This window comes from Streptomyces sp. RPT161 (assembly GCF_027533845.1).
In the GTDB taxonomy this organism is placed as follows: Bacteria; Actinomycetota; Actinomycetes; order Streptomycetales; family Streptomycetaceae; genus Streptantibioticus_A; species Streptantibioticus_A silvisoli_A.
Genome location: NZ_JAPZVN010000004.1, coordinates 434843 through 449851 on the forward strand (window position 1 = coordinate 434843; position 15009 = coordinate 449851).

10 protein-coding genes and 1 pseudogene are annotated in these 15009 nt (G+C 70.2%); 5 read left to right on the forward strand and 6 right to left on the reverse strand.

Translation table 11 applies throughout. The features are described from left to right. Positions 1 to 30: 30 nt before the first annotated feature. A complete protein-coding gene (locus O5O46_RS13035) occupies positions 31 to 474 on the reverse strand; it encodes a MarR family winged helix-turn-helix transcriptional regulator (protein WP_269855581.1) in 444 nt (147 codons plus the stop codon). A gap of 238 nt (positions 475 to 712) precedes the next feature. Between O5O46_RS13035 and O5O46_RS13040 the strand changes: the two genes are divergently transcribed. After that, complete coding sequence (locus O5O46_RS13040; RefSeq protein WP_269855521.1) at positions 713 to 2722, forward strand: MFS transporter; 2010 nt, start codon at positions 713 to 715, stop codon at positions 2720 to 2722. Between the two features lie 129 nt (positions 2723 to 2851). After that, the gene (locus tag O5O46_RS13045; protein WP_269855522.1) at positions 2852 to 3979 is read left to right on the forward strand and encodes an NADH:flavin oxidoreductase; all 1128 of its coding nucleotides are present in this window, start codon (positions 2852 to 2854) and stop codon (positions 3977 to 3979) included. A gap of 234 nt (positions 3980 to 4213) precedes the next feature. On the opposite strand, the gene O5O46_RS13050 is transcribed toward O5O46_RS13045, so the two are convergent. The 5 genes from O5O46_RS13050 to O5O46_RS13070 all read right to left on the reverse strand — a co-directional run bounded on the left by O5O46_RS13050 (position 4214) and on the right by O5O46_RS13070 (position 9034). After that, the gene (locus tag O5O46_RS13050) at positions 4214 to 4915 is read right to left on the reverse strand and encodes a DUF5134 domain-containing protein (RefSeq protein ID WP_269855523.1); all 702 of its coding nucleotides are present in this window, start codon (positions 4913 to 4915) and stop codon (positions 4214 to 4216) included. Next, complete coding sequence (locus tag O5O46_RS13055; protein WP_269855524.1) at positions 4912 to 6369, reverse strand: PepSY-associated TM helix domain-containing protein; 1458 nt, start codon at positions 6367 to 6369, stop codon at positions 4912 to 4914. The genes O5O46_RS13050 and O5O46_RS13055 overlap by 4 nt, the downstream gene beginning before the upstream one ends. A gap of 510 nt (positions 6370 to 6879) precedes the next feature. Then, complete coding sequence (locus tag O5O46_RS13060) at positions 6880 to 7095, reverse strand: hypothetical protein (protein ID WP_269855525.1); 216 nt, start codon at positions 7093 to 7095, stop codon at positions 6880 to 6882. Positions 7096 to 7365: 270 nt separating this feature from the next. Then, positions 7366 to 8037, reverse strand: a complete 672-nt coding sequence (locus tag O5O46_RS13065; RefSeq protein WP_269855526.1) for a sigma-70 family RNA polymerase sigma factor — start codon at positions 8035 to 8037, stop codon at positions 7366 to 7368. Between the two features lie 193 nt (positions 8038 to 8230). After that, entirely contained in the window at positions 8231 to 9034 is an 804-nt protein-coding gene (locus tag O5O46_RS13070; RefSeq protein ID WP_269855527.1) for a hypothetical protein, read from the reverse strand. Positions 9035 to 9454: 420 nt separating this feature from the next. On the opposite strand from O5O46_RS13070, the gene O5O46_RS13075 reads away from it, so the two are divergent. From O5O46_RS13075 to O5O46_RS35320, 3 genes and pseudogenes are all read left to right on the forward strand, one after another. Next, the gene (locus O5O46_RS13075; RefSeq protein WP_269855528.1) at positions 9455 to 11119 is read left to right on the forward strand and encodes an NAD-dependent malic enzyme; all 1665 of its coding nucleotides are present in this window, start codon (positions 9455 to 9457) and stop codon (positions 11117 to 11119) included. Between the two features lie 98 nt (positions 11120 to 11217). Further along, a pseudogene (locus O5O46_RS35315) lies at positions 11218 to 11922 on the forward strand (lyase family protein); the annotation flags it as partial. An 85-nt stretch (positions 11923 to 12007) separates the two neighbouring features. Next, positions 12008 to 12583, forward strand: a complete 576-nt coding sequence (locus tag O5O46_RS35320; protein ID WP_333482365.1) for a lyase family protein — start codon at positions 12008 to 12010, stop codon at positions 12581 to 12583. Positions 12584 to 15009 lie beyond the last annotated feature (2426 nt).

The following is a 15009-nucleotide window of genomic DNA, read 5'->3' on the forward strand; positions in this document are numbered from 1 at the left end:
GAAGTCAGCGGCCCCAGGTCCCGGACCCCGCTACCGGCCCTCGTGCTCGCGTGCGGTGTCCTCCGAGCGCGGCCAGTGCCGCCCCTCCAGCGCTTCGGCGCTGCGGTTGAGCCGGACCAGTACGTCCTCCAGCTCCCGCACCTCGTCCGCCGACCAGTCCGCGACCACCCGGGCCAGGCACGAGCGGTTGACCTCGCGGTCGGCGGCGAGCCTGCGGCCGCCCTCGTCGGTGATCCGCAGCTTGCGGGCCATGCCGCCCTCCGGGTCCGCGACGCGCTCGGCCAGACCGCAGCGCAGCAGCGCCGCCGTCTGCCGGTTCACCGTCGAGGTGTCGAGCCCGAAGGCCTCCGCCAACTGCCCGATGGACATGGGGCCTTGGGTGTCGATCCGGCTGAGGAGCAGGTAGGCCGAACGTTCCAGGCGCTGAGCGTCCCGCTCGCGACGAGCCATCACCTGGTGCCGCGAGAGCAGCATCAGCTCCCGCTCCAGTCTCTCCAGCACCGCGCCTCCCGCTCCTTCCCGGCTGCGTTGTCCGGACCCGACCGCGGCGGTGGGGTCTCCCGCTCCCGCCCAGTGATGTGTACGATACACATCATCGTGCGATGTGCATGATGCACAACTTGTGCATCGTGCACTTCTCTCTGTCGGCCCCAGGCCGTTCTCTCGGCCCCGGCCTGAAGCGAGCCCGAGCCTGAACCTCTAGGCGGTAAGCGTGTCATCCCCCATAACCGAGCCCTCCACCGCGCGCTCGCGCACCGGAGGCCCGATCGTCGCGGTGCTCGCGTTCGCGGGCATCGTCGTCGCCGTGATGCAGACCCTTGTGGTGCCGCTCATCGCCGAGCTGCCGCGGTTGCTGCACACCACGACCTCCAACGCCTCCTGGGTGATCACCGCCACCCTGCTCGCCGGAGCCGTCGCCACCCCTGTCATGGGCCGGCTCGGCGACATGTTCGGCAAGCGGCGGATCCTGTTCTGCAGCCTTGGGCTGCTCGTCGTCGGCTCGCTGGTCTGCGCGTTCACCTCGGACCTGCTGCCGATGGTGGTCGGCCGCGTCCTACAGGGCGGCGCGATGGGCGTGATCCCGCTCGGCATCAGCATCATGCGGGACGAGGTGCCCGCCGAGCGGATGGGCTCGGCCATGGCGCTGATGAGCTCCTCGCTGGGCGTCGGCAGCGCACTCGGCATGCCGGCCGCCGCCTTCGTGGCCGAACACGCCGACTGGCACGTGCTGTTCATGGGGTCGGCCGGGTTGGCCGCGGTCGCGCTGCTGCTCGCCGCACTGTTCGTACCGGAGTCGCCGGTCCGCACTCCCGGGCGCTTCGACGTCATCGGGGCGGTCGGGCTCTCCGCGGGCCTGGTCTGTCTGCTGCTGGGGATCTCCAAGGGCAGTGACTGGGGTTGGGGGAGCGGCACCACACTCGGACTGTTCGCCGCCGCGGTGGTGATCCTGCTCGCCTGGGGCGCCGTAGAACTGCGCGTGCCGCAGCCGCTGGTCGACCTGCGGACCACCGCGCGCCGCCAGGTGCTGCTGACCAACCTGGCCGCGATCGCCGTCGGTTTCGCGATGTACGCCATGTCGCTGGTGCTCCCGCAGTTGCTCCAGCTACCGAAGGCCACCGGGTACGGACTGGGGCAGTCCATGGTCGTCGCGGGGCTGTGCGTCGCCCCCGGCGGAGTGGTGATGATCCTCCTCAGCCCGGTGTCCGCCAAGATCTCGGCGGCCCGCGGACCCAAGGTCTCCCTGATGCTGGGCAGCGTCGTCATCGCCATCGGCTACGCGTCGGCGCTCGGCCTGACGCACGCGGTATGGCAGACGCTGATCGTCTCCGCCATCATCGGCGGCGGCATCGCCCTGGCCTACGCGGCCATGCCCGCCCTGATCATGGGTGCGGTGCCGTCCTCGGAGACGGCCGCGGCCAACGGACTCAACACCCTGATGCGGTCCATCGGCACCTCGACCGCCAGCGCCGTCCTCGGAGTTGTGCTCTCCCACATGACCCAGCCGCTGGGCGGTGTGCCGCTGCCGTCCATGAACGGCTTCCGCACCTCGTTCGTCATCGCGTGCGCGGCGTGTGCGTTGGCGCTGCTGATCGCCGCGTTCCTGCCGGGGCGGGGCACGCGTTCACGCACCCCGTCAACTCCGGTCGGCGAGACGGCCGTTGGTGAGCCGGGCGCGGAGCCCGCCGCCCCGGCCGGGGCCGGTTTCCACGGCCTGGTACGCGACGCCGACGGCGAACCGCTGGGCGGTGCCGCCCTCACCCTTGTCTCGCCCGACGGACGGCAGGTGGGCCGCGCGGTCTCCCGAGCCGACGGCCGCTACGGGCTGGACGCCCCAGCCGGTGGCCCGTACGTCCTGATCGCTGCCGCCGACGGCCACCAGCCGCAGGCCGACACGGTCATGGCGGCGGCCACCCCGGTCACCCACGGCATCAGGTTCCCCCGCGCCACGGAACCGGCGGGCCTGCGGGTGCGGGGCACCGTACGCGCCGCGGAGGGCGGCCGTCCGCTGCCGGATGCCCGGCTGACGCTGGTGGACGCCGCCGGGAACGTGGTGCGCACCACCATCACGGCCGCCGACGGCGCGTACACCTTCACCGACCTGGCCCCGGGCGAGTACTCGCTCATCGCCAGCGGTTACCCGCCCGTGGCGTCGGCGCTGGCCGTCGAGGGCCGCGGTACGGACGGGTTCGACCTGGAGCTGGCTCACCCCGCGGCGCGGTAGGCGACGGTGTCCGGGATCACGGGACGGTTCGCCGTACAGGCGGAATGCCGCGCTCGCCCGGGCGGTTGCCCGCTACGACGAATTCATTGCCGTTTCACATACCGACTGGTACCTACAAGGAGAATCCCCGTGACCGTCACCGATTCCTCCGCCTCCCGCGCGGCCGAGATCCTTTCCCGGCCCGTCGCGCTGAACGGCCTGACCGTCCCGAACCGCATCGTGATGGCGCCGATGACGCGCATGTTCTCCCCGGGCGGCGTCCCCGGCGAGGACGTGCGGTCGTACTACGCCCGTCGCGCCGCCGCGGGTGTGGGCCTGATAGTCACCGAGGGGACCTACGTCGGCCACGAGTCGGCCGGGCAGAGCGACCGAGTGCCACGGTTCCACGGTGAGGAGCAGTTGGCGGGGTGGGCGAAGGTCGCCGAGGACGTACACGCGGCGGGCGGCACGATCGTGCCCCAGTTGTGGCACATCGGCATGGTGCGCAAGCAGGGCGAGCCGCCCTACTCCGACGCCCCCGCCGTCGGCCCCTCCGGCATCCGCGTCGACGGCACCGAGGGCACCGGCAAGGCGATGACCCAGCGCGACCTGGACGACGTCGTCGGCGCCTTCGCCGAGGCCGCCGCGGCCGCCGAGCGCATCGGCTTCGACGGCGTCGAACTGCACGGCGCCCACGGCTACCTCCTCGACCAGTTCCTGTGGTCGAGGACGAACCGCCGTACCGACGCCTACGGCGGCGACCCCGTGGCCCGTACGAAGTTCGCGGCCGAGATCGTGGCCGCGGTCCGCGAGGCCGTCTCGCCGGACTTCCCGGTGATCTTCCGCTACTCGCAGTGGAAGCAGGAGGCCTACGAAGCCAGGCTCGCCGAGACCCCGGAAGAACTGGAGGCGATCCTGGCCCCGCTCACCGCGGCCGGAGTCGACGCCTTCCACGCCTCCACCCGCCGCTACTGGCTCCCGGAGTTCGAGGGTTCGGACCTGAACCTGGCGGGCTGGACCAAGAAGCTCACCGGTCGCCCCACCATCACCGTCGGCTCGGTCGGCCTCGACGGCGACTTCATCCGCGCGTTCGCTGGCGAGGGCGCCGCGGTCGGCAGCCTCGACAACCTCCTCGACCGCCTGGAGCGCGACGAGTTCGACCTGGTCGCCGTCGGCCGCGCACTGCTCCAGGACCCGCAGTGGGCGGCGAAGGTCCTGGGCGACCGGTTCGAGGAGCTCCAGCCGTACGACGCGGCGGCGCTCAAGTCGCTGAGCTAGGCGTACCGTTTCGAATCCGTGTGACGTCCGTCCACCGACCACGCCTCGGCGGCAGACACAGCGGCCCCGCACGACGGAGGGCACCGGTTCTCACCGGTGCCCTCCCGCCGTTCCAGGGCCGCAGCTTGTGCGGGGCCGTACCGCCAGGGGCGAACAGCGCTTGTCCGGGCCGGTGTTGACCGCTGTCGCTGCTCCGAACGGCACCCGGTGGCAGGGGTGCGGGGGCGCGAAGCGTCACGCCATGACGAGGAGCATCACCGCCATCCCCAGCGCCATCGCACCGTGGCACCCCGCGTCCAAGGCGGCGCGCGGTACTTGGGCACCGTCCGGGACAGCGCCCGGTGCGGCGGCGGCCGACTCGGGCGCGCTAGCCGTGTCGAAGGCCCGGGAGAGCCACCACAAGGCCATCACGACGAAGACGACGAGCAGGGCGACGGCGATCGGGCGTGCGACGCCGTGCAGGGACATGGGCATCGCGTTGCCGCCGGAGCCGGGCATGTCCATTCCCGGCATGTCCGCCATGGAGCCCGACGATCCCCCGGAGCCGTGGGAACGATGCGTCGCGCCCGGCATGACGGCCAGCATCCAGGCCATCGCGCCCATCATGACGGCGTGCGGGACACCGTGGAGCCTCGGGTGTCCGTCCCCGTCGGATCCCCACACCCACCGCCCGTGCAGCAGAGCTGACGCCACGAACCAGGCGGATGCCAGGGAGAAGACGACCACCTGCGGGGTCGTCGGCAGCCGCATGCCCCACGGCCACACCATGGCGATCATGGCCAGGCCCATCAGTGCGTGCACGCTGTGCGTCACCCGTTCCGCGACGGTCGAACCGCCGTGGGCGCGGCCTGGGCGCAGCGTCCGTGCCGCGCTGTAAGCGGTCACGGCCGCGAACAGCAGGGTGAGTGTCCAGCGAAGGCCGTGCGCCGCGATCACCGCGCCACCCCGGCCGCCGCCGCGCGCCGCCGGACCACCGCGCCGACGGCGAGGTCGGTGGCGAGGAAGACCAGCAGCGGGATACCCAGCAGCGGCAGGTAGTACCCGAGGACGGCGACGGCCAGGACGGCCGGAGCCAGTACGCGGCCCGGCAGCCGCCGCCAGGCGCCGCGGGCCGGTGCCCTGCCGAAGGCCGCACAGGTGGAACGGGTCGGCCTGCGCAGCCACCACATCCGGTACCCCCACAGGACCATGGCGATGAGAGTGGCGGCGAGCAGCGCCAGCGCGATCTGGTTGGGGAGGCCGAACAGCAGTCCCATGTGGGCGTCGATGCCCCAGCGGGTGAGCTTGGCCAGCAGGGGGTAGTCGGCGAACCGCAGCTTCGCGGTGACCTTGCCGGTCGCCGGGTCGACCGCGACCGAGTCCTGGCGTTCAGGCCAGTGGCGGGTGTTCTCCTTGACGACCCACGCCCTGCCGGGGGCAGCCGGCGGGGTGACGACCAGCACTCCGCTCAGCCCGGCCCGGTGCGCCGAGCGCACCACGGCGTCGATGCCGACGTCCGAGCCCCGGGTGTGCGCGGTGGCTTGGTGCGCGGGTAGCGCTGTTGGGACCGACGGCGTGCCGCCCTTCAACTGGGCGCGGATCTGGCCGACGTTGGCGCCCGCGTGGTCGGACCAGGTCAGGCCGGTCGCCGACAGCCCCAGCAGGCCGAGCGAGACCCACAGGCCCACCACCGCGTGCCAGGACAGCACCCGGCGGTGGCCCGGGCCGCGCAGCCGCGGTAGCAGCGTGCGGCGTATCCGGTCGCGTCGACGGCGTACCCCGAGCCACAGCGCCAGGCCGCCGAGGACCTCGACCCACAGCCAACTGGCCGCCAGCTCACTGTAGTTGCGGCCGAACGCACCGAGGTGGAGCGTTCGGTGCAGGGTGTCGAGCCAGGCGCGTAGCGGCAGCCACTGGCCGTCGGTGGTCAGGACGCCGAGCACCTTGCCGGTGTAGGGGTCGACGAAGGCCGTCCGGCTCCAGCCCTGCGGCACGCCCTTCGCGTCGAACAGGACGCGGGTGGTGTCCGTGGGCCCGGCGGCCGGGCTGACCGACTGGAGGGTGCCGTCGGGCACTGCCGCCCTGCCCGCGGCGACCTGCGCGGCCAACGGCACGGCGTGCGAAGCGCTCTGCGCGGTCACGTGCAACTCGTGCCGGTAGACGAACTGTTCGAGCTGCGGCGAGGTGGTGTAGAGCAGGCCGGTGGTCGCCGCTACCAGCAGGAACGGACCTATGAGCACGCCGACATAGAAGTGGAGACGCATGAGCAGCGGCCGGGTGGCCGCCCACAGGCCCGGTGGTCGTGCCACAGTCCCGCCGGGTACCCGGCCTTCCGGGCGGGGGGCCGCTGCGGACGTGGCGGCCTCGTCCTCGCGCCGTGCCGTCTCCAGGGTGGTGTCACCCAGCGCCATGTCGTTCTCCTGCCGTACGAGCGCGTGGGCGGCGAATCCGTGCCCGCGCCCCTCATTCGTCGGGGCGCCGACGGCTTGGGTTCCCCGAGGAGTTCGTGACGCCCGCCACGATGTGAAGCGGAACGGCGGATCGCCGCGCCGGTGCGGTCGGGACGTGCGGCGGGAAACGACGTCCGCCGGGAACCGGACGCGTCCGCGGCCCGGCACAACGGCGGTTGGACCGTAGCCACGGCGCTCGGGAATCGGATGCCCCCTGCTGGCCGCCCGGCCCGTGCTCCGCGCGTCGGTCGGGCAGCCAGCGGATCGCGCGATGGGCAGGGAAGCTCGCTCCACGCCATCGGACGCGTCGGCATGGGTGGTTGGGACGGTTCGGCACCCGGCCAGGGGGGGCCTCGCGAATCATGTCCACGTCCCGCGGATCGGCAGGCGGAACAGCGCTTCGTCCAGGCTCGCGGCGGTGGCCCTGCCGCCGGAGCGGCAGGGCGCCCGTGACCGCGGCCCGGTACCGCCTCAGGCCGTGATGACGCCGTCCAGCCTTCCGGCCTTGGCGTCCTCGATAAGGGAGGAGAACTGGTCGGCGCTCATCTGGACGCGCTGGCCGAAGTCGTCGGTGAGTACGACCCGGCGGTCGGCCGTGGCCGAGGGGTCGACGAAAAGCTGGGGGCAGCCGCAGTTGCACTTGCCGCAGAACGTCGCGACCTGCTCCAGACCTTCTGTGCCCGACATCTCAACCTCCCGATGGGTATTCGGCCTTGGGCTATGCCGACTGTCCTGGTCATACCCGGCGGGTCGGTCGAGAAGCAAGGTCGCGGGATGCGGGAGCACACCGGCGTTGCGCTGTGCTTCCGGTGCTCCTCCCGATGCTTCGACAGTGCCGCGCCTGCCGGGAACCAGCGGGCCCTGTAACCCGACTACTTGGGGAGGGCCCCCTCCCGTGCGGTCGCCCGCCCGGGGTGGGCCGACACAGGAGCGACGGCCCACCCTCGGAACTGCGGGTCAGACGGCGGCCTTGAGGGTTGCGGTCCCACGCCAGCCGTTCTCCCGTTCGGATGCCTCGATCGCGTCGATCAGGGACGTCCGGGCCCGCGCGACGCGGGAGCGAACGGTGCCGACGGGACAACCGGTCGCCGCGGCGGCTTCCGCGTACGGCAGGCCGAGTAGGCCCGTGAGGACGAACGCCTCCCGGCGCTCGTCGGGCAGCTCGTCGAGTAGTTCGGCCAGCGCTATGCCTTCCTCGAACCCGGGAAGTCCGCGCGGTTGGGCCAGCTCGGCGGCCAGTTGCCAGTCGGCCGTGTCCGAGAGGCGGGGCCTTGCCGCGGCGAAACGGAAGCGGTCTATGACCGTGCGTCGGGCGATCGACAGCAACCAGGTGCGGGCCGAGGAGCGGCCTTCGAAACGGGGCAGGCTGCGCAGCACCCGAAGGTACGTCTCCTGTGTCAGGTCGTCGGCGGCCTGCGGATCGGCGCTCAGGTGCGCGACGTAACGCAGTACGTCCTGGCGGGTGGCGCGGACGAAGCGTTCGACGGCGTCGGGGTCGCCGTCCCGGGCGGCAAGCGCCAGCGCCGTCGTTGACTCGTCGTCACGCGCCGGAGCCGTTCGTTTCGATGCGGGCGTGCCCGTTGGGAGTGATCGCCGATCGGGTAGGACGGGCGTCAGGGCAGGGGTCATCACCTGGGGTCCTTCGCTGAATCCGGGCAGCACTCGGGCAGCCCGGTGACATGGTGGGACGGCCGCGGTGGGCGTACACGTACCTACGGAGTACGCCTCGCGGCGGTCGCGGGGATTGACGCGGGCGCACGACAGCGTCGGCGCGCCCGTGCGGGGGCGCCGCTGCACGGCATGGCGTCAGTGGCTTCGGCTGTCAGGCGACAGCGATCCCGCGAGGTGGACCCCGGGTGGTGATGGCGTGGACGAGAAGCAGTGACCGCAGGCGTGGGGCCGGTTGACGGCGGTCGGTACGGATTCGCGGCCGGTGTGGCGGCTCGGCGATCCGGAGAAGCAGCAGGAGCGGTGTGAACAGCCGGGCGGCCAGGGCGCGGCCGATCCGGAAGGCGGCGCGTTCGCCGTGTGCGAGCCACAGGCCGCACAGCAGCGCGGCCAGCAGGTGGGCCGCCAGCATTCCGTAGGCGCTGCCGTAACCGGCCATGTGTGGCATGCCCATTGAGGTCATATGGCTCATCGAGCCCATTCCCTGCATCGAGCCCATCGAGCCCATCGAGCCCATCGAGCCCATGGAACTCATGGAGTCCACGCCGGGTGGAGGACCGCCCAACTGGTCGCCGAGTCCGGCGGCCCGGACGATACGTTCGGCATCGGCGGATGACAGCTTGGTCGCCGGGTCCATGCCGCACAGCAGCACTCTCGCCCACTGCTGGGCCAGGGACTCGCCGCCGCGCGAGGTCCCCCCAGCCGCGACCTGGCTCACCGCGAAGAGGGAGTGCAGGCCCAACTGGGTCGCCACCGTGACCGCCGTGACGAAGGCGGGGCCGCGCTCCCGGCCCGCGAAGCACCAGCCCACCGCCCCCGCGGCAGTGAACGCGCCGGTCAGGGCCCACCACGGGACGCCGACGCCGGACATCATCACGTGACCGAGGGCGGCGAGCAGCACACAGACGGCTGCGAACATCGCAGCCCGTGCCGCCCGAGAGTCCAGCCCCGCATCCATGACGGCCTCATCGTTGCATCAGTGTCTCGCGCCTCGACACCGGGGCGACGCGAGAACGGCAGGAACTCGTCGCCTGCGGCGTTCGAGTTGCGGTGCGACGCTGAGTCCAGGGAGCACCAGCGCAACCTCGCCGACATCGACATCGACGTACGCCGCCAGCAGGCGAAGCCACAGAAGTACGGTGAGGGCGCGACCCTCCATCCCCTCCTGCCACGTCCACGCGATGCGGAAGCACCGGCAAGGCGGGAGATGCGATCGCGGGAGATGCGGTCTGCCGCCGGTGGCCTGTTGACGGTCGTCTCGGGCCTGATGTCGCAGGTCGGCGGACCAGCGTCCCCCGAGTGGCCTACGTCACCCTTCTGGCCGACAATGGAGGCGGGCCGGCAAACGCATGATGTCGAGAGCGACGGAGAAGTCGTCATGCCCATGCACACGCCCCCCGTCCTCCTGAACCCGCTCACCAATCGCGGCACCGCGTTCACGGCAGAGGAACGCGAGCGTCTCGGGGTGGTGGGCCGCTTGCCCGACGCGGTGCTGACGCTGGACCAGCAGGTTGAGCGCGCCTACGAGCAGTTGCGGGAGGAGCCGACCGACCTGGCGAAGTTCGTCAATCTTGAGCAACTGCACGACCGTAACGAGGTGCTGTACTACCGGGTCCTTCGGGACCATCTGGCGGAGTTGCTCCCGGTTGTCTACGACCCGACGGTGGGCGAGGCGATCAAGCGGTTCAGCCACGAGTACCGGCAACCCCGCGGGGTCTTCCTGTCCATCGACCGACCACAGGATGTGCGTCGCTCGTTCGAGACACTCCAGCTCCACCCCGACGAGGTCGACTTGGTCGTGGTCACCGACGCCGAGGAGATCCTGGGCATCGGCGACTGGGGAGTGCAGGGCATCCAGATCTCGGTGGGCAAGCTCGCCGTCTACACCGCCGCAGCCGGCCTGCACCCCGGCCGCTGCGTACCAGTGGTCATGGACGTCGGAACCGACAACGAGATCCTCCTCAACGACCCCCTCTACCTGGGCATACGCCACAGCAGGGCACGCGGTAAGCAGTACGACGCGTTCATCGAGACCTATCTGGAGACGGTATCCGAGCTGTACCCCAACGCACTGCTGCACTTCGAGGACTTCGGGCCGGGGAACGCCCGCCGAATCCTGGAGGCGTACCGCGACCGCTACCGGATCTTCAACGATGACATGCAGGGCACCGGCGCCATCACCCTGGCCGCCGCGGTGTCGGCGCTGAAGGTCACCGGCGTGCCGTTCCGCGAGCAGCGCGTCATCGTCTTCGGTGCGGGCACCGCCGGGGTGGGCATCGCCGACCAGTTGCGCGACGCCATGGTCCGTGACGGTCTTGACGCGCAGGAGGCCACGCGGCGGGTGTGGCTGATCGACAAGCAGGGGCTGCTGCTGGAGGGCATGCCGGACCTGCGCGATTACCAGGTCCCCTACGCGCGGCCCGCCGCCGAGGTCCGAGGCTGGGCGGAGGGCGGGATCGACCTGCTCACCACCGTCCAGCATGTCCACCCGACCATCCTGATCGGTACTTCGACATCGCCGGGCGCCTTCGACCGGCAGGTGGTCACCGCCATGGCCAAGGGCGTCGAACGGCCGATCATCTTCCCGCTGTCCAACCCCACGGAGAAGATCGAGGCCATGCCGGCAGACCTGCTGGCCTGGACCGACGGCAAGGCCCTGACCGCGACCGGCATCCCTGTGGACCCCGTCGAGTACGGCGGCGTGCGCCACTCCATCGGCCAGGCCAACAACGCGCTGCTCTACCCGGGCCTCGGCCTGGGCACCGTCGTCGCGGGCGCCGACCGGCTCACCGCCGGAATGCTGCTGGCCGCCGCCGAGGCGGTGGCCGGGCAGGTCGACGCCCGGGCCCCCGGCGCGCCCCTGCTGCCCCCGGTGAAGAACCTGCGCGCCTCCTCGGCCGTCGTCGCGAAGGCGGTCGTGCGTGCCGCGGTTGCGGACAAGGTCGCCAACCGCCAGCCGGACGACCTTGTCCAGGCCGTGCACGACGCCATGTGGCAGCCGGCCTACGGATCACTGCCCGATGGGCAGGAGGCATCGACATGACCACCGGGCACCGGCGCGCCGAAACCGAGCAACCGCCGAAGGTGCGGGACGCCCCGATCGGCATCGACGCCACAGGGACCCGGCGGGAAACGGACTCGATGGGCGCCATCGAGGTACCCGCCGACCGGTACTGGGGCGCCCAAACCCAGCGGTCCCTGATCCACTTCTCCATCGGCGACGACCGCATGCCCAAGGCCGTCTATCACGCCTACGGCTACGTCAAGAAGGCCGCCGCACTCGTCAACGGCCGCGAGGGCCGCCTCCCCCAGTGGAAGGCCGACCTCATCGCCCGCGTCGCCGACGAGGTGATCTCCGGCGCGCTGGACGACCACTTCCCGCTGTACGTGTGGCAGACCGGCTCCGGCACCCAGAGCAACATGAACGTCAACGAGGTCATCAGCAACCGCGCCGTCCAACTCGTCGGCGGCACCCTGGGATCCAAGACGCCGATCCACCCCAACGACCACGTCAACATGGGCCAGTCCTCCAACGACACCTTTCCCACCGCGATGCACATCGCCGCGGTCCGCCAACTCCACGAGCACCTGCTCCCTCAAGTGCGGGAACTACAGCGGGCCGTGGAAGCCAAGTCCCACGCGTGGTGGGACATCGTCAAGATCGGCCGCACCCACCTGGAAGACGCCGTCCCACTGTCCGTGGGCCAGGAGTGGTCCGGCTACGCCGCCCAGCTCACCGACGCCATCGACCGCATCGAGGCCACCCTGCCGGGCCTCCACCAACTCGCCGTCGGCGGCACCGCCGTGGGCACCGGCCTCAACACCCCCGAATCCTTCGGCGCCCAGGTAGCACGGGAGATCGCAACACTGACCGGCCACCCCTTCCGCAGGGCGGCCAACTCCTTCGCCCGCCCAAGGCGGTTTGGACGCCATGGTGGCTGCCTCCGCGGGGCTGCGCGCCCTCGCCGTCCCCCTGATGAAGATCGCCAACGACATCCGCTGGCTCGCCTCCGGCCCCCGCTGCGGCATCGGCGAACTCGCCCTGCCCGCCAACGAACCAGGCAGCTCCATCATGCCCGGCAAGGTCAACCCGACCCAGTGCGAAGCGATGGTGATGGTCTGCATCCAGGCCCTGGCCGAGGACAGCGCCATCGCCTTCGCGGGAAGTCAGGGCAACTTCGAACTCAACGCCATGCGACCCGTCATCATCAACAACTTCCTGCACTCCGCCCGCATCCTCGGAGACGCCAGCGAGAAGCTGCGCACGTACTGTGTTGAAGGCGCCGAACTGCACCGCGACCAGATCAACGAGTACCTCTCGCGCTCCTTGATGCTCGTCACCGCGCTGTCCCCCGAGATCGGCTACGACAAGGCCAGCCGCATCGCCCACAAGGCGGACGACGAGGGAACCACCCTCCGCGAGGCCGCCCTCGCCAGCGGCTACATCAGCCCCGAGGACTTCGACCGCATCGTCGACCCCCAGCACATGGCCCACCTCAGCCACTGACAGAACCACCCCGGCCCGCAGCCCGCCTACTGGTCCAATAACACTGCGCCACCTGCGGAAGACCGCGGTGAACGGCAGGGATGGGTCCGCCGCGATAGTCCGTGGCACCCGCCCCGTGGCTCGGGGAGCATTGGCTCGGACCCACCCGCCATCTGCTGCAGCTCAGTGAGGACGGGCTTGCCGGTCTTCGGGTTCACGCCCATCAGGCGGTTCAGGCGAAAGAAGGCGGGCACGTCCACGCCTTCAGGAACGTCCAACAGCGCTGTGCGGTAAATGAGCGCAGCCAATTTCCTCTGCGCGCGTGTCTGGGTCAGCAGGCCGTCTGTGGCCAGGATCCAGTCGACGAAGTAACTCCGCAGGATGCGGCGGGCAGTTGCCTCATCTACGTCTGGGGCTTACTGGAGAGCAAGGCATGCTCCGACCCTGGAGAGGCGCGGGCATCTCCAGCCCGCCTGTTGGCATCGATCGGTTCTCTTGCCGGGCCAAAGTCAGCCGACGTGGTGGGCGCTCGCGTCCGGGCGCCGGAAGAAGGGCGATGGCGGCCCTTCTGGTGCGTATCTAGTGCGAGAGGCTTGGCGCGGTCTAGATAACAACCAAGCACCGGGTCGCTGACCTGGGGCTTTCGCGTGGAGCGGGTGACGGGAATCGAACCCCCGCTCTGGGCTTCGAAGCTGCGACCATTCGCGCGCGGTTTGGGTGCTGACCTTGGTAAGCGGTTGGGCCGAGGGCTCGACGGCTGCGGCTGCTCTCACCGTGATACCCCGCTGTGTCCCGCTAGATCTGGTGCGCTTGTGGTGCGGGCCGATCGCCGTGTGAGCTGGCAGACGCCATGGGACCAGAAAGGCACCTGCCTAGCGGCCTCTGTGCAACTCCGCCCGTACCCGCTCGACCATCCGCTAAGCTTCCCACATTCGGCTCGCGGAGAGTCGAAGGGCGGCAATGTATCCACAGGCCCGGCACCTGCGGACGCTGCAGATGGGTGTAGTGCACCCAACTCCGCGTGAACTTTTGGAGTTTCACGAGGTATGTGACCGAGAGCGCCAGCCGGGTGGCACCGAGGTATCAGCATGCCTGAAAGTGTGAAGAAGGACATTGCCCGAACCCGAGCGAGGTTCACTGGTGAGCCTGAAGCGGGAGCGTTCGCAGGGGTTCCACGGGACGGGTCACTCGGTCTCGACACCTGCTTGAGCGAACAGCGCACCTTTCGTGCTCTGTTGGCACTTGGCCTTTTCAACCGATTGGGGCTCGGAGAGGCTCGTCCACCTGCTCGGTGGGGGTTGCACACGCTCGTGGCTTACGACATCACGGTGTCGCCTCGCTACAACCGGCTCGTCCTCATTACGGACGTTCCGCACAACGTGGCACCGTACCTCCTACCCAGCCGCGACGGAGGGGGCTCTCTACCGGGGCTCCGATTCGAAGAGTTCCGTGGTCGGCGCACCTACGTTGCGCGTCATCTGCCCACGGGCGCCCAACTGGTAGTCACAGGAAGCCCGTCCGGCACCTGGGGTGCTTCGCGGCGTTCTTCCCCCCGTTGGGACTTCTACTCAGTTGATAAACCGCTGACCACGGTGGAGCAGACACAACTGGACGAAGTGCCCCGGATGGGCGCAGACGCTGAGTGCCTGCTGGCCGGTCTCGCGAGCAGAATCGCGACTCAGGACCCTCAAGGCAGCTGGGCGATCGGCAACTGGTTCTCTGACCCCCTGCAACGTTCTGGTTGGCTCAACGACGGGAGCGAAGGACGATATGGGAAGCAGCTGTGGGGCTCGGCGGACCGATGGACGTTTCGATGGAATGGCTTTCCCTACGTCGAAGACGTCGCAACATCACTGACAGCTCCCCAGGTTGGTATCCCAGGTGCCACGATGCACGATGCTGGCGACCGCGTGGAAGTGCGGTTGGGGGGCGCGACGCTCAGCCTGCAGGGATGTCGAGCACCGCTCCAGCGGACGCCGGGACAGAACTCATGAGCTGGGACAACGTGACGCTGGTGATTCTTGCTGCTTTTGGCTGCGTCATGCTGCTACTGACGCAGATCGCCGAGGTGCTGTCTAAGCTTCCTGGGATCATCCGCGCTTGGCGTGAGGTGCAGCGCGCTCTTCAAGCGGGGCCAGACGATCCCCCTGAAGCCCGGGGCTCGCGAAAGGCTAACGATCCCGCCCCTGTCTCCGGTGAGGGGAACGCGGGGCCTTTCCTATGCCCGAAAGACCGAGCCGAGGGCGGCACCCAAGGTCCCGGTGTCAGACGCAACGCAGGTGGGTCCGCTAACTCGGCCGAGCGCTGAGACGCAGGGCTCGTGCGTGGCTGCTGTCGGCGGCGCGTGCCCAAGGTGATCCGATGGGCCCTGCCATGCCGGTGCCTCGGGGCTGGCATGTGCGAATGACTTTGAACGGGCACGATGGCGTATCGACCGGGCACCAGGG

Coding starts and splice junctions, on each gene's coding strand:
- O5O46_RS13060 (WP_269855525.1), bottom strand. CDS start 7,095: ATGTCGGGCACAGAAGGTCTGGAGCAGGTCGCGACGTTCTGCGGCAAG.
- O5O46_RS13065 (WP_269855526.1), bottom strand. CDS start 8,037: ATGACCCCTGCCCTGACGCCCGTCCTACCCGATCGGCGATCACTCCCA.
- O5O46_RS13075 (WP_269855528.1), top strand. CDS start 9,455: ATGCCCATGCACACGCCCCCCGTCCTCCTGAACCCGCTCACCAATCGC.
- O5O46_RS13035 (WP_269855581.1), bottom strand. CDS start 474: ATGCTGCTCTCGCGGCACCAGGTGATGGCTCGTCGCGAGCGGGACGCT.
- O5O46_RS35320 (WP_333482365.1), top strand. CDS start 12,008: ATGGTGGCTGCCTCCGCGGGGCTGCGCGCCCTCGCCGTCCCCCTGATG.
- O5O46_RS13070 (WP_269855527.1), bottom strand. CDS start 9,034: ATGGATGCGGGGCTGGACTCTCGGGCGGCACGGGCTGCGATGTTCGCA.
- O5O46_RS13055 (WP_269855524.1), bottom strand. CDS start 6,369: ATGGCGCTGGGTGACACCACCCTGGAGACGGCACGGCGCGAGGACGAG.